13 protein-coding genes, 1 tRNA gene and 1 riboswitch are annotated in these 18,439 nt (G+C 53.1%); of the genes, 8 read left to right on the top strand and 6 right to left on the bottom strand.

From position 1 onward, the window contains the following. Positions 1-194: 194 nt before the first annotated feature. The gene (locus tag G163CM_RS11585) at positions 195-5,282 is read left to right on the top strand and encodes an autotransporter outer membrane beta-barrel domain-containing protein (protein ID WP_231828292.1); all 5,088 of its coding nucleotides are present in this window, start codon (positions 195-197) and stop codon (positions 5,280-5,282) included. 230 nt (positions 5,283-5,512) lie between these two features. Here the strand turns inward: G163CM_RS11585 and G163CM_RS11580 are convergent, their stop codons facing one another. The 3 genes from G163CM_RS11580 to folD are packed head-to-tail and all read right to left on the bottom strand — an operon-like array spanning position 5,513 to position 8,023. Then, positions 5,513-6,898, bottom strand: a complete 1,386-nt coding sequence (locus G163CM_RS11580; protein ID WP_231828291.1) for a DUF4459 domain-containing protein — start codon at positions 6,896-6,898, stop codon at positions 5,513-5,515. Between the two features lie 46 nt (positions 6,899-6,944). After that, positions 6,945-7,157: a ribosome-associated protein YbcJ gene (gene ybcJ / locus G163CM_RS11575; RefSeq protein ID WP_231828290.1), complete on the bottom strand. Its 213-nt coding sequence runs from the start codon at positions 7,155-7,157 to the stop codon at positions 6,945-6,947. Beyond that, the gene (folD, locus tag G163CM_RS11570) at positions 7,157-8,023 is read right to left on the bottom strand and encodes a bifunctional methylenetetrahydrofolate dehydrogenase/methenyltetrahydrofolate cyclohydrolase FolD (RefSeq protein ID WP_015965477.1); all 867 of its coding nucleotides are present in this window, start codon (positions 8,021-8,023) and stop codon (positions 7,157-7,159) included. Before folD ends, ybcJ begins: the two co-directional genes overlap by 1 nt. Positions 8,024-8,430: 407 nt before the next feature. Between folD and fimA the strand changes: the two genes are divergently transcribed. From fimA to sfmF, 6 genes are all read left to right on the top strand, one after another. Continuing rightward, positions 8,431-8,982, top strand: coding sequence for a type 1 fimbrial major subunit FimA (fimA, locus tag G163CM_RS11565; RefSeq protein WP_231828289.1), 552 nt, complete (start codon positions 8,431-8,433; stop codon positions 8,980-8,982). A 64-nt stretch (positions 8,983-9,046) separates the two neighbouring features. Then, positions 9,047-9,589 (top strand): type 1 fimbrial protein subunit FimI, encoded by a 543-nt coding sequence (gene fimI, locus G163CM_RS11560; RefSeq protein WP_015965475.1) that lies wholly within the window; start codon positions 9,047-9,049, stop codon positions 9,587-9,589. A gap of 54 nt (positions 9,590-9,643) precedes the next feature. After that, positions 9,644-10,312, top strand: coding sequence for a type 1 fimbria chaperone FimC (gene fimC / locus G163CM_RS11555; protein WP_167405930.1), 669 nt, complete (start codon positions 9,644-9,646; stop codon positions 10,310-10,312). Positions 10,313-10,335: 23 nt separating this feature from the next. After that, positions 10,336-12,903: a fimbrial biogenesis usher protein gene (locus tag G163CM_RS11550; RefSeq protein ID WP_231828288.1), complete on the top strand. Its 2,568-nt coding sequence runs from the start codon at positions 10,336-10,338 to the stop codon at positions 12,901-12,903. 4 nt (positions 12,904-12,907) lie between these two features. Continuing rightward, complete coding sequence (gene fimH / locus G163CM_RS11545; protein WP_231828287.1) at positions 12,908-13,918, top strand: type 1 fimbria D-mannose specific adhesin FimH; 1,011 nt, start codon at positions 12,908-12,910, stop codon at positions 13,916-13,918. 10 nt (positions 13,919-13,928) lie between these two features. After that, positions 13,929-14,447: a fimbria assembly protein gene (gene sfmF / locus G163CM_RS11540; RefSeq protein ID WP_231828285.1), complete on the top strand. Its 519-nt coding sequence runs from the start codon at positions 13,929-13,931 to the stop codon at positions 14,445-14,447. Positions 14,448-14,485: 38 nt separating this feature from the next. Here the strand turns inward: sfmF and fimZ are convergent, their stop codons facing one another. Both fimZ and G163CM_RS11530 read right to left on the bottom strand, forming a co-directional pair. Continuing rightward, positions 14,486-15,118, bottom strand: a complete 633-nt coding sequence (fimZ, locus tag G163CM_RS11535) for a fimbria biosynthesis transcriptional regulator FimZ (RefSeq protein ID WP_015965470.1) — start codon at positions 15,116-15,118, stop codon at positions 14,486-14,488. Between the two features lie 808 nt (positions 15,119-15,926). Then, positions 15,927-16,643 carry a DNA-binding response regulator gene (locus G163CM_RS11530; RefSeq protein WP_231828283.1) on the bottom strand — a complete coding sequence of 239 codons (717 nt, stop codon included), beginning with the start codon at positions 16,641-16,643 and terminating at the stop codon, positions 15,927-15,929. A 309-nt stretch (positions 16,644-16,952) separates the two neighbouring features. On the opposite strand from G163CM_RS11530, the gene G163CM_RS11525 reads away from it, so the two are divergent. Continuing rightward, positions 16,953-17,029: transfer RNA gene (locus G163CM_RS11525), tRNA-Arg, on the top strand. A 15-nt stretch (positions 17,030-17,044) separates the two neighbouring features. On the opposite strand, the gene G163CM_RS11520 is transcribed toward G163CM_RS11525, so the two are convergent. Further along, positions 17,045-17,947 (bottom strand): DHHA2 domain-containing protein, encoded by a 903-nt coding sequence (locus tag G163CM_RS11520; protein ID WP_231828281.1) that lies wholly within the window; start codon positions 17,945-17,947, stop codon positions 17,045-17,047. Between the two features lie 76 nt (positions 17,948-18,023). Continuing rightward, positions 18,024-18,093, bottom strand: a riboswitch (Fluoride riboswitch). Between the last annotated feature and the right edge of the window lie 346 nt (positions 18,094-18,439).

Here is an 18,439-nt window from a genome sequence, read left to right as displayed (position 1 = left end):
ATTTATTACTTGAAATATATTTCATTTCTTTAGCGTTTTTATTAAATGCTATGGGTGTTCTGTACGTGTAATAAAAGTATTAAAGCTTAAATTAAAATATACCGCGCGGTGCGGATTTACTCATGGCTCTGTGTTTAGCCTGACGAACCGCATCCCCGCTGTTAGTCGTGGCGCAGTAGCATGGAGACACTGCAATGAATAAGAGTTACCGCGTAATATGGAATAGTACATTAAACGTATTTCAGGTCTGTTCGGAATTAGCGAGTGGCAAACGTAAATCATCATCCGTTGATCAACGTCAGCAACCGGAAAGTTCTGGTAACCTTAATCCTGCTGGCTGTTTTACGCTATCACCGAAGGCGTGGCTTTCCTTTTTTGTCATGATGGCTATTTCTGGGTCTGCCTTTTCCGAAATGAATATTGCGGATGGGAAAACAGTAAATATCAACAGCGAAGTTTCTGATAATAATTTAAAAGTTGGAGGCGGTAATAGAAGCGGCAAGAGTGCAATCCTCAATATTCTTTCTGGTGGTAAACTTACCATCGGCAGTAAAGACTATAACCATATTGGCATGAGTGCTGGAGAGGCTGATGTAGTGAATGTCAGCGATTCAGGTGTTTTAATCCTCGATAACGACGAACTCCATATAGGAAACAGTGGCGAAGGCAGTCTTAATGTTCTTAATGGGGGAACGGCAAGTGCTAAGGTTATTTATGTCGGCTCTTCAGGTGAAAAGGCTGGCACAATAACAGTAAGTGGTAGAAATTCCAGTCTGAACACGGGCCGCCTCATGGTGGGCTATAACGGTCAGGGCTCCATGAGTGTGACCGAAAACGCTGAAGTGAACACGGAGGGAAGTTCAACTATCGGTTACCAGAACGATACGGACAACTCGGTGCTGGTCTCGACGGGCGGCCGTTGGAATATCTCGAATACCAGCTTGTTTACCCTGGGTTATAAAGCTAATGCTGCCTTGACGATTTCATCAGGTGGCCGAGTATCCGCGGGGTATACAACGCTTGGTAAGTACGAAGGCTCAGCTGCGGTCGTGAATGTTGATGGCAATAACTCCCGCTTTGACGTCACCGGCTTGCTGATTGGCGATGCCGGAAATAGTTCGCTCAACATTACCCATGGCGCGGCGGTATCCAGTACCGGGCAAGTCTCCGTTGCACGTCTGGAAGAGACTGACGGGACGATTAACGTCAATAGCGGTGGACAGCTCAATATCGTCAATAAAGAGGACGTCGGACAATCGCTCTACGTCGGGCAGACCGGCTCTGGTACGCTCAATATTGCCAGCGGCGGCAAGGTTAATGCCGGTGATGTGGATATTGGAAGCTTCATCACGGCGGTGGGAAAAACGGATGTAACGGGAAGTGGCTCAACGTTCAGCACCTCTGCGCTTAATGTGGGCTATCAGGGAAATGGCGCACTCACTGTTAATTCTGCAGGGAGGGTGACGGCAGATGCTATCTCTCTGGGTTCCCTGGCAACGGCAGATGGACAGATTGTGGTGGATGGCGAGGGCTCTCTGCTGCAAGGCAATAACATGGTGATTGGCGATTTCGGAACGGGGGCAGTGACGCTGAGTAATGCGGGAACGCTGGCGTTGGATACCGCTGGCCTGGTGATTGCCAGCCGCGAAGGGGGAAGTGGCGCCCTCAACATTGGCGCAGCACACGGAGCAAATGCCACGGTGGCCGGGAATATCACCGGCAGCGTGGCATTCGGTGCAGGCAACGGTTCACTGGTCTTTAATCATACCGATGATTCTGCAACGGGTTATGCCTTTAATCCGCTGATCTCAGGCGAGAATGGCGTGGTCATTCAGGACGCGGGTCACACCGTCCTTACCGCCGAAAACAGCTACGGCGGGCGCACGCAGGTGAACGGCGGCACGCTTACCGTGGCCTCGCACTCCAGCACCGGCAACACCGGGCTGGGCAGCAGCGCGGTGAATATTGCCGACGCGGGTACGCTGTCGGTGACGGGAGTCAGTGAAGATACCGGCGACTATGCCCTGAGCAACGCGCTGACCGGTAACGGCCTGCTGCAGGTCAACCTTGCCAGCGTGGATAACGCCTTCAGCTTTACCGACACCACCGGCAGCGCTTTTACCGGTACCGCAGAGCTTAAAAACAGCACCTTCGATCTTTCCGGCGATAACACCCTGGCGCTGACGCAGGCGACGCTGAAGCTGGATGCGGGTAATACCACCACCGTCGGCGACGGTGCACAACAGATTGGCAGTTTGAATATGAACGGCGGTACGCTGGCGTTTGATGTTTCGATGCCTGCCGATACGCAGGCCGAGGGCGTGGTTCAGACGCCGACGCTGGTCGCCAACAGCGGCAATGTGCAGGTCACGGTGGCCGAGGAGTGGGACGATCCGGGTGCGGAAAACGCGGATACCACGCTGAATCTGCTGGAGCAGGATGACACCAATGTGAGCGTGCTGCTGGTGCATGCGCAGGAGGTGACCGGCTCCGGCGGTGCGCTGACGCTGACGGACCAGAACGGCGACCCGGTGGCGGAAGGTGTACGCATCGCCATTGCGCAGAACGGTGATGTGGTGGCGGACGGGGATTACGGTTTCCGCCTGACCACCGAGCCGGGCGATGGTTTGTATGTTAACTATGGCCTGAAGGCGCTGGATATCCACACCGGGCAAACGCTGGTGCTGGCCGAGCACGCCGGGGCGCAGGGGGCGGCGGCAGATATGTCGGCGGCTATCTCCGGCGAGGGGAATCTTGGCATCAATACTGCCGGGCTGGTGTCGCTGTCGAATGTGAGTAACCGCTACAGCGGCGAAACGCAGGTGCAGGCGGGCACGCTGCGTACCGATGCGGACGGCGCGCTGGGCAACACCTCGGCGCTGGTTATCAGTGACGGTGCTCTTGCCGACCTGAACGGCACCACGCAGACGGCGGGCCTGCTCACCGGAGAAGCAGGCTCCACGCTGGCGCTCAACGGCGGCAGCCTGACGCTGCAGAACGGCGGCACCAGCCAGGGCAGCCTGACCGGGGCGGGCCATCTCGGCGTGGCGGGCGGCGTGCTGACCATTGACGGGGCGAACGCGGGTCTGAGTGCCACCACCACCATCGAAAGTGCAGCGGAAGTGGTGCTGAACGATGCGCAGGGCGCGGGCAGCGGCAACGTGATTGATGACGGCATCCTGACGCTGAATGGCGTCACCGGGACGCTGCTCAACAGCCTGAGCGGCGCGGGCATTGTTGACGCGACGCAGGCTTCGGCTGTGGCGGTGTCCGGCGACAACCAGAGTTTCAGCGGGCAGTTCCGTATCGAGGCGGACAGCGCCATGACGGTCACGGACGCGGCGAACCTGGGCATGGCGAACGTGACGGATAACGGCCTGCTGACGGTGGCTACCGACAGCAACTGGACGCTGAGCCATGCGGTCTCCGGCAGCGGCAACCTGAATAAACAGGGCAGCGGCACGCTGACGTTAACGGCAGATTCTGCGGGATATTCCGGCACCACGGACATCACCGGCGGCGTGCTGGCGCTCGGCGCAGATGCAGACGGCGCAGTGGCGATGGCGAGCCAGCAGGTGAATATCCACGACGGGGCGATGCTCTCGGGCTTCGGCAGCACGGCGGGGGATATGGATATCCGTCAGGGCGGCACGCTGGCGGTGGCGCAGACCACGGTGGGCGGCAACCTGCATAACAGCGGCACGGTGCTGATGAACCAGCCTGGCGCACAGCCGGGCAATCAGCTGGTGGTGAACGGCAACTACACGGGCAATAACGGCCTGATGGCCTTCAACACCGAGCTGGGCGATGACCAGTCGGCCACCGATAAACTGACGGTGAAGGGCGACACTTCAGGAAATACCCGCGTGCAGGTGAACAACGTCGGCGGTTCCGGGGCTGAATCCAATTATGGTATTGAACTGGTCAATGTCGGCGGCAACTCGGCGGGTAACTTCGCCCTGACCACCGGCACGGTGGAAGCGGGCGCATGGGTGTATACGCTGGCGAAAGGGCAGGGCGAGAATGCCGCCAACTGGTATCTGACCAGTAAGTGGACGGGCACACCGCCGGTTGACCCGGTGAAACCCATCGACCCTGTTGATCCTGTAGACCCAGTCGATCCAGTCGATCCAGTCGACCCGGTTGACCCAGTGGTTCCAGTAACGCCGGTAGATCCGGTTGACCCGGTGGAACCTGTGACTCCGGTAGATCCTGTGGACCCCGTTGACCCTGTGGAGCCGATAGATCCTGTCGCCCCGGCACAGCCGCCGATTGTCGACCCGACCGGGCCATCGGTACTGCGCCCGGAAGCGGGGAGCTACATCAGCAACCTGGCGACGGCCAACAGCTTCTTCACGCACCGTCTGCACGACCGTCTGGGCGAGCCGCAGTATACGGAAGGGCTGCATGACGAGGAGAGCTTCGCGGGCAGCCTGTGGATGCGTCACGTCGGCGGGCATGAGCGTTCGCAGGCAGGAGACGGTCAGCTGAAAACGCAGAGCAACCGCTACGTGTTACAGGTGGGGGGCGAAGTGGCGCAGTGGAGCACCAGCGGGCAGGACCGTTTCCACCTGGGCGTGATGGGCGGTTACGCCAACGCGCATAGTAACACCCGCAGCGACCGGGCGGGCTATGACTCAGACGGGCGCGTCAGCGGCTACAGCGCCGGGGTGTACGGCACGTGGTACCAGAACGAAGCCGACCGCAGCGGGGCGTACGTGGACAGCTGGCTGCTGTACAGCTGGTTCGACAACAGCGTGGAAGCGGACAACCGCGAGCGCGACGACTACCGGTCGAAGGGGCTGACGGCCTCGCTGGAAGCGGGGTACACGCTAAAGGCGGGCGAGTTCAGCGGCAGCGCGGGCACGCTGAACAGCTGGTACGTACAGCCGCAGGCGCAGGTGACGTGGATGGGCGTGAAGGACGATGCGCACACCCGTCATGACGGCACGCGTATCCGCAGCGAAGGCGACGGCAACGTGCAGACGCGTCTGGGCGTGAAGACCTTCCTCAATAGTCATAATAAGCTGGATGAAGGGAAAGGCCGCGAGTTCCAGCCGTACGTGGAGGCGAACTGGATTTACAACAGTGAAACCTACGGTGTGCGGATGGACGGGGTACGCGTCAGCCGCGACGGCTCGCGCAACCTGGGCGAAGTGCGCACGGGTGTGGAAGGGAAGCTGAGTCAAAACCTGAGCGTGTGGGGCAACGTGGGCGTGCAGATGGGCGACAAGGGCTACAGCGACACCCAGGGGATGCTGGGGGTGAAATACGGCTGGTAAGGCCGGAAGTACAGAAGGGAGCCATTCGGCTCCCTTCTGTTTTTTGCCTGATGGCGCTTCGCTTATCAGGCCTGCGCGGTCTCTGCAATATATTGCATTTGCATGATTTTGTAGGCCGGATAAGGCGTTTACGCCGCATCCGGCAACAACAGCGCGCACGTTGCCAGCAATATATTGAATTTGCATGGTTTTGTAGGCCGGGCAAGCGCAGCGCCTCCCGGCAATGTCAGCTATTGCTGTAATGTGTGGGGTTCAACAATAAGCGACACCGGGAGAATGGCATTTTTTTCGGGGTTAACTTTCACTTTTCCCTTCAGTGTCACTTTACGATAAATATTTTTAATATAATCATCATATTCCTGTGCGGGAACCTCAAGCATCACATAAATGTTGCTAGCCTTTGAGCCCGAAACACAAGGGAATTCAACCGTTTTCAACATCAGGGTTTCAGCCGTTTCTTTATAGGGCGACGAGCGTTTAACGATAAATCCGGATAGTTCAATTTGCTCATTGTTTTTTACACAACGCTCGTCCCAGGCAATGTAACTCAGAAGATATTTCTTTTTCTTCTGGTCGTATTCCAGTTCAATGTTATTCGAGTAATCATAAATGGTCTTATTAAGAATGTTATCTTTTAATAAATTAGGGAGTTTTTGACCACAATTTTCAGGGCGTTTCATTATGTCGAGAAATTCAGGCATTCTTTCCTGAAATACATCTTTTGTCATTAATTGATCTGCATCGTAACTTATGCTCTCAGGTATATTGCTAAGAATGTACTGAATATTTTCCGTTTTAACGGCCCGACAAAAGTCCGTCACCGCTTTGAATAATCGCTGCTTATCCTGTTGAACTTCATCTGAAAGGATTGACTTCAGGTATTTGACATTGTCGTGCTCGGTATCGGTCAGCAGCGCGGAGACATCACTATACTTCGGTTTGTACCACGGCTGCGCTCTGAACCAGGTATCCATTTCGCCGCCGGGAGTAAAGATGTAACCGTAGCGGGCAAAGATCTCGTTAAGCATGATGCGAATATCGGCAACTGTACTGACATTCGGCTGTTTCCAGCGCAGGTTGATGGGGCTACGCGAGGCCTCTGGATAGCGGCCTGGAAGTGTTTCAACCTGTTGTAAGGGAAGAAAGGCGTAATATTTACCGAAATCGAGTAGTGCGCCTTTTTGCCCGGCTGGAATGGGGCCAGCCTTTTGCGTGCTGGCAAGAATTAACCTGCACTCAGTATGATCGGTCGTAACGGCAAATTTTCCGTCAGTGGTGTCGATATATTGTATCGAGCACTGTGGTGCAATATCGGCAGTAGAATTATCATCGGGAATAATGCGGTACCAGGTTTTATCTTCACGTGTTACAGCATATCTACCCAGCCATTGGTCCGCCGTCGCGGCGTATTCATCGCTACTGCCTCCACAGAAAGGTTCTTTATTCTTTCCCCAAAAATTAAAATCAGAATAGTGGTAAGCGGTGACCTGGTTATTAAACCAGACGGGCTTATTATCGTCACCGCCTACCTTAGCCTGGGACACAGAGGAAAATAAAACGATTGCTGATATAAATAGATAATAAAACATATCAATTCCTTTGATTGCTTTACTCATTGCCAAAAAAAGCCCTTAAAAATTAAGGGCTATAGAAGGTGGGCGATTAAGGGGCGACGGTAATGCTCTGCCCCGCAAAGCTCACCGTTTGTCCGGCGACGATTTTGCAACGCTTGCGCGTTTCAACCACGCCGTCAACTTTCACCTGACCATCGGCGATGACGATTTTCGCCTGCGCGCCGCTTTCGGTCCAGCCTTCCAGTTTCAGCAGATCGCACAGTTCAACGTGCGGGTGTTTTCCTAAAGAGAATGTGGCCATTATGCTTCCTCGACGTCGTGATACTCTTCACAGGCCTGAAGCGTATTCTGAATAAGTGTTGCAACGGTCATCGGGCCGACGCCGCCCGGAACCGGGGTAATGTAAGACGCGCGTTTTGCCGCATCTTCAAAAACCACATCGCCCACTACTTTGCCATTTTCCAGTCGGTTAATGCCGACATCCATGACGATAGCGCCTTCTTTGATCCAATCGCCCGGAATAAAGCCCGGTTTACCGACGGCGACAATCAACAGGTCGGCATTTTCGACATGGTGACGCAGGTTTTTGGTGAAGCGGTGAGTTACGGTGGTGGTACAACCGGCCAGCAGCAGCTCCATGCTCATCGGGCGGCCTACGATGTTAGATGCGCCGATAACGACGGCATTCAGCCCATAGGTGTCGATGTTATAGCGCTCAAGCAGCGTAACGATACCGCGCGGCGTACACGGGCGCAGACGCGGCGCGCGCTGACACAGGCGGCCCACATTATACGGATGAAAACCGTCAACGTCTTTATCGGGCGCAATGCGTTCCAGCACTTTCACATTATCGATGCCCGCCGGAAGCGGCAACTGCACTAAGATGCCATCAATGGTTTTGTCGGCATTCAGGGTGTCGATAAGCGTCAGCAGCTCGGCTTCACTGGTGGTTTCCGGCAGGTCATAAGAGCGGGAGACGAACCCCACTTCGTCGCAGGCTTTGCGTTTGCTTGCGACATAAATTTGTGAGGCCGGATTGCTGCCAACCAGCACAACGGCAAGCCCGGGAGCACGTTTTCCTGCTGCAACGCGCGCCTGCACTTTTTCCGCAACCTCAGAGCGCACCTGCTGCGCAATCGTTTTACCGTCAATAATCTTAGCTGCCATCAGAGAGAAGATTCCATCTGTCACTTTCGAAAGGGGGATGGCCATATTTTGTCAGATGCGGGGCTTTCTGTCAGTCATCCTTTGCGAGTTTTCGCGCGAAAGCCCTTCCCGCTGACGATAGTCTTACGGCTTGCAGGGTTTTGTCCTGGTGAAAATTAGGACGTGGCTTAGCCTGGGCTCAGTGTTTATACGTATTTTCTCTTATTTAATTTCTGTACCTTACCGTCGAAATAAAGTTCTTCCGGTGTCCTCGCCGGAATATCTCGCTGTCCATTATTTGGCAGTGTTTTTAACTCTCTCAGGGATGCTGAGGTTATGCGGTCTGGCAATTATTTGCCGTGCTATGTCATGCGAGTCGTACAGGATATTCGGTTCGTCACAATGTTTTAATTCATCAAGGAATACCTATGAAACTGAGTACTATTGCCTCTACTGTGATGGCGTCTTTCGTATTAATGGCGGGTGCCGCACAGGCTGCGCCGGTTTCCGTTAATGGCGGCAGCGTTCACTTTAAAGGTGAATTAGTCAACGCAGCGTGTGCGGTAAATACTGAGTCTTCAGATCAAATTGTTGAACTGGGCCAGTATCGCACGGCGAAATTTACTGCAGTCGGCGATACCACCACCAATATGCCGTTCACTATCGTTTTGAACGATTGCGATCCGAGCGTTTCCGCAACCGCTGCTGTTGCATTCAGCGGCCAGGCTGACGCCACCGACGCAACGCTGCTGGCGGTTAACGCCACCAACAACAATACCGCGGCGAAAGGCGTAGGTATCGAGATCCTCGACAGCAAATCGAAAACGCTGAGCCCGGATGGCGCAACCTTCTCTTCTGCGCAGACTCTGCTGCAGGGCACTAACACCCTGAACTTCACCGCGCGCTACAAAGCAACGGCGGATACCGCAGAGCCGGGTCAGGCGAACGCGGACGCGACCTTTGTGATGAAGTACGAGTAATCGCTAATACAGGGAGTGACATTGCCTCAGGGATGAGGCTCGAATCACCTGAAGAGAGCCACGAATGAGAGGGATTGTGTTCCTGCTGGCCACGCTGATGCTTTCTCTGCCCGCGCTGGCGCACAGAGTTATCATCGAAGGTGGAAAGGTACAAATGCGCGGTGAGCTGGTTAACAGCGCCTGTGCTGTCGCCACTGAAAGCCAGAATATGCGCATCGAGATGGGGCAGTACCGGACCAACGCGTTTACCGGGCCGGGAAGCTTTGCCACCACGCAGGTGCCGTTTACGCTACGCCTGGTCGACTGCCGAAAAGATGTCTCGCAGACCGTGGGGATTGCCTTCCAGGGGCTGACGCCAACGGAAGATCCGCTGGTGTTTATGACCACGTCGCGCGTCGATGGCCGTCAACCAAACAGCGGGGTAGGGCTGGCGTTATTTGATAATAGCCAGCGGCACATTATTCCGAACGCCCAGCCGGTTTCCTATTTTCCTATTAATGATGATGAGCTGATATTTCATTTCAGCGCGCGCTATCGGGCTATTTCCGGCCAGGTTATGCCAGGCGCCATTCAGTCTGATGTCTGGTTTACGTTGCTTTATCCCTGAAGCGTCAAATAAAGAAAAGGTATTGTTGTGATTAACGCAATTATTAAATCAAGCATGGCCCTGTCATTTTTACTGCTGTGTGTCTCGCTGCCTGCGCAGGCATCCGGGGGAGTGGCACTGGGCGCTACGCGCGTTATTTACCCGGCAGACGCCAAACAGACGTCGCTGGCCATCACTAACAGCAATGATAAAGAACGTTATTTAATTAACGCATGGATTGAAAACGACCTTGGGAAAAAAGAATCAACCTTCGTTGTGACGCCGCCGCTGTTCGTCAGTGAGCCAAAAAGTGAAAACACCCTGCGTATTATTTACGCCGGGCAGCCTTTACCGTCCGATCGCGAGTCGCTGTTCTGGATGAACGTGAAGGCGATTCCGTCCGTCAATAAAGCGAATATCGAAGGGAAGAACGTTCTGCAACTGGCGATTTTGTCGCGTATCAAACTGTTCGTTCGCCCAAAAAATCTGGCGATGCCGCCGGAAGAGGCCCTGTCGCACCTGCGTTTTGAGCGCAGCGGCACGCATCTGAAGGTGACCAATGCGTCGCCTTATTACGTCACGCTTGTCAATTTGCAGCTTGGTGGTCAGCGCATCAACAACCTGATGATTGCGCCGAAAAACAGCGCCCAGCAGGCGATTCCCGCCTCGGCGAGCGGTACGCTTTCGTGGCAGAGCGTCAATGATTACGGGGCGATTACGCCCGTTCACCGCGTAAACCTTTGATGAAGCCAGGGCAGGCCAACACCATGAAAAACCTTCACCCGCTCAGTATGCTGACGCTGGCTGTGATGGCGGCGCTCTGGTCACCCAACGGGCGCGGCGAGAGCTACTTTAACCCCGCATTTTTGTCGGAAGATACGGCCTCGGTGGCCGATCTTTCGCGTTTTGAGCAGGGGCATCAGCAAGCGCCGGGCGTGTATCGCGTCGATATCTGGCGTAACGATGAATTTATCGGCACCCAGGATCTCACCTTTGTCGCCGCCGAAGGGGCGGCCCCTCCCGCTGCGGGCCTCGCGCCCTGTATTCAGCGCGATTTCTTACAGCGTTTGGGCGTCAACATGACGGCCTTCCCGGCGCTGGCGAGTGAACCGAAAGAGAGCTGTGTGGCGCTGGAAAACCTGCTGCCAGGTAGCGTCGTGGCGTTTGATTTCGCCTCGTTACGCCTGCGACTCAGCCTGCCACAGGCGGCGATGAGCAACAGCGCGCGCGGTTATATTCCACCGGACGAGTGGGATGAAGGCATTCCAGCGCTGCTGTTGAACTATAGCCTGACCGGTAACAAAGGCAGCGATGACGACAGTCACTATCTCAACTTGCAAAGCGGCCTGAACTACGGCCCGTGGCGGCTGCGTAATAACGGCGCGTGGCGCTATACCCGTAATAACGGACAGCGCCACAGCGAATGGGAGAATATCGGTACCTGGCTGCAGCGCTCGATTATCCCGCTGAAAAGCGAAATGGTGCTGGGCGACAGCAATACCGGCAATGACGTGTTCGACAGCATCGGTTTTCGCGGTGGCCGGCTTTACTCCTCAGACAGTATGTATCCGGACAGCTTGCAGGGCTATGCGCCGACCGTTCGCGGTATTGCGCGTACGCCAGCGAAGGTGGTGATCCGTCAGAACGGCTATGTAATTTATCAAAGCTACGTCCAGCCGGGCGCCTTTGCGATTAGCGACCTGAACCCAACCTCTTCGAGCGGTGACCTGGAGGTGACCGTAGAGGAGAAAGACGGTAGCCAGCAGCGCTATACCGTACCCTATTCCACGGTGCCGTTGCTGCAACGCGAAGGGCGGCTGAAGTATGATCTGGTCGCCGGGGAGTATCGCAGCGGTAATAGCCAGAAAGATACGCCGTTCTTTGGTCAGGGCACGATGATTGTCGGCCTGCCGGGCGGTTATACCGTTTACGGTGGCACGCAGATGGCATCGCGCTACGCGGCAGCAGCCATTGGCGCGGGGAAAAATCTCGGCGACTGGGGCGCGATTTCTCTCGATGTGACCCATGCGCGCAGCCAGTTAGCAGACGACAGCTGGCATGAAGGGCAGTCTCTGCGTTTCCTGTACGCGAAATCCCTGAATGGCTACGGCACCAACTTCCAGCTTCTGGGTTATCGCTACTCGACGCGCGGTTTTTATACCCTTGATGACGTGGCGTGGAAACGGATGTCCGGGTATGAGTATTCCGAAACGGAAAACGATAAAAACGGCGTGCCGGATGTGGTGAGTTATCACAACCTCACCTGGAGTAAAAAAGGGCGTTTCCAGGTCAATATTTCGCAATCGCTGGGGGATTACGGTTCGGTGTATCTCTCCGGTAGCGAGCAAACCTACTGGGGAACCAGCGATTCCAATATCTGGTATCAGCTTGGCTATGCCGGCGGCTGGAAAGGCATAAGCTACTCGCTGAGCTGGTCGTGGAACCGGTCGGTGGGTATCGACGGCACCGATCGTATTGTTTCTGCGAACGTCTCCATTCCGTTCAGCCTGTTTACGCCGAATGGCTATCGTCGCGATAGCGTACTGGACCGCGCCTATGCCACTGCCTCCGCCAGCCGTAATAAAGACGGCGATAGCAGCTGGCAAACCGGCGTCAGCGGCACGCTGCTGGAAGGTCGCAACCTGAACTACAGCGTGACGCAGGGCCATACCAGCAACAACGGCTCCAGCGGCAGTGCTTCCGCCAACTGGCAGGCGACGTACGGTACGGTTGGCGCAGGCTACAACTACTCCCGTGACCAGCATGACTTTAACTGGCAACTGGCCGGTGGCGTGGTCGGTCATGCCGATGGCGTGACGTTCAGCCAACCGCTGGGCGATACCAACGTGCTTATCAAAGCGCCGGGCGCCAGCGGTGTGAAAGTCGAAAACCAGACCGGGGTGAAAACCGACTGGCGCGGCTACGCCGTCATGCCTTACGCCACGGTGTATCGCTATAACCGCGTGGCGCTCGATACCAATTCCATGAATGACCACACGGACGTGGAAAATAACGTCAGCAGCGTGGTGCCAACCCGTGGCGCGCTGGTGCGTGCGGCGTTTGATACGCGAATTGGCGTGCGTGCGCTGATCACCGTGCGCCGGGGCGATCGTTTTGTGCCGTTTGGCGCGATTGTGCGCGAGGTCAACAGCGGCGTCACCAGTATGGCGGGCGAAGAGGGGCAAATTTACCTTAGCGGTCTGCCATTGAGCGGCGAGCTGCTTATTCAATGGGGCGACAGTGCGCAGGAACGCTGCCGGGCGACCTATACGCTCCCGCAGGAGAGTTTAAATCAGGCGATTACCATGATGGGAGCACGCTGTGAACGTGAATAAGAGTATGAAAAGCACCCTTGCGCTGGCGCTGGCGCTGGTGTGTCTGGGAATGACGGCGCTTCCCGCCTGGGCTACGGTGTGCGCGAACTCGGATGGTGTTGCAAAAGATATTGCCTATAACCTGACCGATGTTTTTACCAGTGCCAATAACCAGGTGGGGCAGATAGTCACATTGTCGCAGAAATCGGGTTTGGTCGGTGTTAACGCCATTTGCCCCAAAGGAACCTCAGGCAACACGACCATGCGAAGTTACACCACCGATCTCCCGATCACCAGCGTGGAAGATAAATTTCAGTATGTAAAACTGAATGAATACCTTGATGGTGCCATGAAGATTACGGATGACTTTGCAGGGGAATTCTATCCCCCGGTGAGTTATATCCAGATGGGATCGCACCCTAACGTATCGAAAAACAAAGCATTCCCGGTAACCGATTCTAAGCTGGTTTTCCGCCTTAAAGTGACACGACGCTTTATCAACATGGTGGTGATCCCCCAACAGACAATGTTCAGGGTCTATGTCACTACGACAAGCGCCGATCCACTCACCACCGTCGTTTACACCATCAGCTATAGCGGCACCATTGAAGTGCCGCAGAGCTGTGAAATTAACGCCGGGAATGTGGTCGAATTTGACTTTGGCGACATTGGCGCATCGCTCTTTTCGCAGGCCGGAGTCGGACAGCGCCCGCCGAGCGTGCCTGCGCAGAGTAAAACCATCGGGATTAAATGCACCAACGTGGAAGCCAACGCGTACCTGACTATGCGTATTGAGGCTGAAAAAGTTTCGGGTAATGCGCTGGTTTCTGACAATCCCGATTTAGGCTTCGTGGTGGCTGATGCAAACGGCAATCCGTTAACACCGAATACGCTGGGCAGCACCATTCCGTTCCGGCTGGATGACGCGGCGCAGGCGCAGGTGGGGATCCGCGCATGGCCGGTCAGCATTACCGGCAATAAACCGGCTGAAGGGATATTTACCTCGCGAGGCTATCTTCGTGTTGATTACGATTAAGAGAGGCAAGATGCCACGTCATTTCACTTTCGCCCTGGCGTTGCTGGCGATGATAAGTTCCGTGCAGGCGGCAACGCCGTTGGGTGAGGTCAACATAAAGTTGCAGGGCAATATTGTGGATTTAAGCTGCGTGGTAAACGCCAGCGATAGCGCGAAAGAAGTGCAGTTAGGAACGTGGCCAACGAAGCAGTTGCAAACCGCGGGCAGCAAAACCCAGGCGATGCCGTTTTCGATTCGCTTAACCGGCTGCCCGCCGGGTGCCGTATCGATAACCTTTGCCGGAACGCCTGACGATCAGGACAACACCCTGCTGGCGCTGAATAGCACAAGCCAGGCAAGTCGTGTTGCGGTGGAGATCCTCGATGAGGACAAAACTCGCTTACCGCTACAACAGGAGAGTAAAGAGGTGGCTATCGACGCACAAGGGGATGCCACACTGTCGTTTTACGCTAATTACATCTCCACGGCAGACAACCCACAGCCGGGCAGCGCCGATGCGGATGCGACCTTTACGCTTAACTATAACTGACTTCCCGGGCCCGTTTCGGGGCCGGGATTCATGAAGGGCTAAAGTAATTCGTGGGCTTTCGCATAATCAATCAATTCAACGATAGTATGTACGCCAAGCTTGGTGAAAATATTTGATTTATGCGCGCTAATAGTTTTATTGCTCAACAATAGTTGGGCTGCTATCTCTTTATTAGATAAACCATTAGCAAGATAACGTAGTACGGTAATTTCTCTGTTAGATAACGGCATGTCGGTAAACTTATTACTGCGCATGTTCCCGCCACCGAAGATATTCATGGAGTCAGCCGGGAAGAATGAATATCCGGCGAGAAGCATCTCCACTGCTTTATAGATATCACACAGATCCTTCCGTTTGCTGACGAAACCATTTGCGCCAGCCCTGATCGCCCGACACGCATAGAACGACTCAGATTTGGATGACAAGAAAAGAACCTTAGTGCTTTCACTGATGTTCTTTATCCGCTTAAGTAATGAAAACCCGTCTGAACCGGAAAGCTCAATATCGAGTATAACCATATCAACATTATTATTTCTAATGTATTCAATAACTTCATGGCTATTGTCGGATTTGAGAACAACCTGAACCTGCGGGTTTTTTTGTAGCAGGACCTCGATCGACATTCTGACTATAGGGTGTTCGTCCATAATGATAACGGATGCCGGTTTCATCTTTATATGCCTCAGACTGTTGGAATAGTTACGTGGGATTCCTTTACGGAAACTATTACAAGTCGAATGGATAAATAAATAGTTTAATTCTTGTCTTACTTCCAGAGGAATTATCTATCCCTACTTGTACCATTATAAAGTGACAGTTCTGTCCGGTACTTAAACAATGCCTCAACCCTTGAAAAAGGCTTTTCTTATAACACGATAAGTACATGGCTATTATACTTGCTATGAATTGTCCGAAAAGCATTATTAAAGTAGTAATAATCCGTAATTAATATGATGTTCTAATCAGAAAGTTTATTCAAATTATTTTTGGTATTTACCTCCAGGTGTTTAAAATCCTTCAGAGAAGATAACTTTTATCTCTGGGATAAATATAGATAGATGCTGATTGTTGAAAATATGTTAATTGATATGGCGCAATTTATGTAGAAAAACAGATCGGTAAACATAACCAGACTGGCGCAATTCGTCGATTATTCCTTTAAAAATTCCTTTTGATCTGAATCGGTGCTATCGGGAAGTCAGGAAAGGTATTTGTAGTCATTACGCTGTGAAACCCTACTAAAGCTGGTGGTTACCTGGCAAAACTTCTGTGCGAAGTGTGAATTACGTGGTCTTCATCTGAATACTGAGTAGCAGAATGCTCTTCGTAGTGCTTTATTCTGAGCGTGTTTTACTACAGATGAATGGCCTTTAGGAATAGTTATAAATTTTGCAAATTTGTATAAATTTAACAATAAAAGATCATTTCAATTAAGTAATTTCTTAAAACATTCTAAGATTTATGAGGTTAACGATAATGTCAGTTTGAACTAGCGGAAAGATTTTGCAGCAAGTGAATAAGTTCTGAACGATGCTGAAGCTTGAGCCGGTCAACAATGCGCGCCAGGCGATAGATAATCCTGTGGTAATCTTTGTCATGATCGCTGGCAATAGATTTCAACGAACGCCCCTGGGTCAGCGCCATCAGAATGAGCCACTCATCGCGCGAAAAATGGCTTTTCCGGTTGAACTGTATCGGCTGAGGCATGAGCAGTTTTTTGCGCAGGGTACGAAACGGCGAATGTCGACTGATTATCCGTAGTGCCGTCACTGCTTTCATAAAGCGCAGGGCTTTTTTATCCTGTGTCGGCGCAATCAGATGAATAAAATTTTGTGGATACTCGAAACTGATGCGACGCAAGCGATCCAACGTTTCGATGGCTGGCGCATCGGTGTAGTAAATATCGACCAGCAACTGTACGCCCGGTGCTTTGGGGAGCAGGTCCAGCGCATTATCCAGCGTTGACGTTACCCAGCCGTTGCTTAAAGGATAAGGGGCGAAACGAAACCCTTGCCGCAAGAATTGATCGCTGCTGACCAGAATAAAATGAGGGGAGTCGGTTTTGTGCGTGAGGGCAAGTGAGTGAGTCAGGCGTTCGAGTCTATCAAAAAACGGGGGCCAGGCGTGTGGATTCTTAAATCCGGGGTGATCGGTGCCTGAACGACGCCTCCTTTCTCTGCGAATTGCGATGCGCATGCTTCTCTTCCTGGCGCCGTCACGCGCGTCTTCACTTATAGCTTATCTAACGATGCGGTCAAACAGCCAGTTGCAGACATTGTGACACCAGAGGCAGGTTCTTCTCTAAGGCAATGCTTAAAGTTAAGTAAGGGTTTTCGCAGCACCAGGGCTGCTGTAAGAAGAGTGGTTAAAAAAAAGACAAGGGCTGTTCGCGTTATGCTCATCCTAACGAACAACCCTGATTTCACATTGAAATGGATTGACTCACCGCCCGGTGACCGTATAATTCCTCGCGTTTCACCCCCGTGAAGTAACAACTTCTTCAGTGCGCCCTTAGCTCAGTTGGATAGAGCAACGACCTTCTAAGTCGTGGGTCACAGGTTCGAATCCTGTAGGGCGTACCATTTCACTGCAAACCGTCATTTCCCCTTAGCAAGATAGTTCTCAAGCCACGGCAACAACTGTTTTTTACGGCTCAGCATCCCTTCGACTAAGCAGGGTGCGTCTTCTTGCTGGCCTTTCGGCACGGCAAAGTAGAGCGTCGAATACCCGGCATTGATATCCGTCAGCATGACCACCACCAGTTGCGCGCCGGTTTCCTGGATATTCAGCGCCATCTCTTCCTGCAACTCATCCAGTACAGCATCCACCTGATTTAATGAAAACAGCTCAATCTGTGCGGCGTTAACCTTCACGCCCTGGATCTGGAAGGTTTTGATATCTTTATTCAGCAGCGCTTTCCCACTTAACCCCTCAATGCTGGTTTTCGCGGTCAGTAGCCCGGCGATAAAGGCATCTTTCTCAATGCCGGCGAGGGTCGACAGTTCTTCAACGGCAAGCGTGTCATCAGAGGTCGTGGTGGGGGAGCGAAGCGCAACGGTGTCGCTTATCACCGCACCCAGCATTAATAGCGCTTCGGCAGGCGTTACCATGCGGCGGATCTCTGGTGTCATCAATTGCCACAGTAGCGTACTGCTGCTGCCTACCGGCTTCACCCACACTTCCGGTGGCAGGCGCGTCACCAGGCCGCCAAGACGGTGGTGATCGATGATGCCGACAACGTTACTCTCAGCTAAAGAGGCAGGGCCCTGAGTGGGCTCGGTAAAATCGACCAGCCAGACATCGCGATCGGCAAGAGAGTCAGTAAGTAAGTCGGGAACCGGCAGTGCAGCCTGTTCAAATATAAATCGGGTTTCGCGATTAATTTCTCCACAGCGCCAGGCCTGTGCCTGAAGACCGCGAAGCGTAAGCCAGCGGCTTGCCATATACGCAGTGCAAACGGCATCGCTATCCGGATGAAGGTGACCAAGTACATTTATCATTGCTTAAACCTTGTCAGGGAAGCATGTTGAGCTGGAGAGAAAACGACCAGCCTGACACGCCCCATCGTGAATGAGAGTCATATCAGGCGTCATTAGCCTCAGAACGAGGCGGTTGGGGAAGGTGGAACGCCATCACCTTACTGATAGTGTGAACCAGGGCGCGCTGTCATTCAAGCGCTTGCGCGGCAGTAAAAATTTTTTGCGCAACACTGCAAAAAAAACGCAAAGCGGGTTAAAGGCAGGAATTTATTTTGAATTTGAGATTTTAGTTAGATGAAAATCTCACTAGATAGTGATAATAACAAATGATAATCAATTTCCACTTACATGTGGAAACAATATTTCATTTTTATTTTGTGGTCATTTCAGTCTTTTGCAAATAACCTCTATATTAAAATAATTATCATTAGGTATTACCTCTGATATAAGAAGTGGTATCACATATTTGGTACTTTTTTCTCGTGGTAAAATTCTTAGTGATAGCCGCAATTA

Origin of the sequence: Pseudocitrobacter corydidari, assembly GCF_021172065.1 — a bacterium.
In the GTDB taxonomy this organism is placed as follows: domain Bacteria; phylum Pseudomonadota; class Gammaproteobacteria; order Enterobacterales; family Enterobacteriaceae; genus Pseudocitrobacter; species Pseudocitrobacter corydidari.
The sequence above is the reverse complement of the archived record's forward strand: the minus strand, read 5'-3'. Positions and strand labels throughout refer to the sequence as shown.

Bases quoted from the DNA above. Each gene is read 5' to 3' on its own strand.
- G163CM_RS11530 (WP_231828283.1), bottom strand. From the start codon at position 16,643: ATGCGCATCGCAATTCGCAGAGAAAGGAGGCGTCGTTCAGGCACCGAT.
- fimH (WP_231828287.1), top strand. From the start codon at position 12,908: ATGAAAAGCACCCTTGCGCTGGCGCTGGCGCTGGTGTGTCTGGGAATG.
- fimC (WP_167405930.1), top strand. From the start codon at position 9,644: ATGGCCCTGTCATTTTTACTGCTGTGTGTCTCGCTGCCTGCGCAGGCA.
- fimZ (WP_015965470.1), bottom strand. From the start codon at position 15,118: ATGAAACCGGCATCCGTTATCATTATGGACGAACACCCTATAGTCAGA.
- fimA (WP_231828289.1), top strand. From the start codon at position 8,431: ATGAAACTGAGTACTATTGCCTCTACTGTGATGGCGTCTTTCGTATTA.
- G163CM_RS11520 (WP_231828281.1), bottom strand. From the start codon at position 17,947: ATGATAAATGTACTTGGTCACCTTCATCCGGATAGCGATGCCGTTTGC.
- sfmF (WP_231828285.1), top strand. From the start codon at position 13,929: ATGCCACGTCATTTCACTTTCGCCCTGGCGTTGCTGGCGATGATAAGT.
- G163CM_RS11550 (WP_231828288.1), top strand. From the start codon at position 10,336: ATGAAAAACCTTCACCCGCTCAGTATGCTGACGCTGGCTGTGATGGCG.
- ybcJ (WP_231828290.1), bottom strand. From the start codon at position 7,157: ATGGCCACATTCTCTTTAGGAAAACACCCGCACGTTGAACTGTGCGAT.
- fimI (WP_015965475.1), top strand. From the start codon at position 9,047: ATGAGAGGGATTGTGTTCCTGCTGGCCACGCTGATGCTTTCTCTGCCC.
- G163CM_RS11580 (WP_231828291.1), bottom strand. From the start codon at position 6,898: ATGAGTAAAGCAATCAAAGGAATTGATATGTTTTATTATCTATTTATA.
- folD (WP_015965477.1), bottom strand. From the start codon at position 8,023: ATGGCAGCTAAGATTATTGACGGTAAAACGATTGCGCAGCAGGTGCGC.
- G163CM_RS11585 (WP_231828292.1), top strand. From the start codon at position 195: ATGAATAAGAGTTACCGCGTAATATGGAATAGTACATTAAACGTATTT.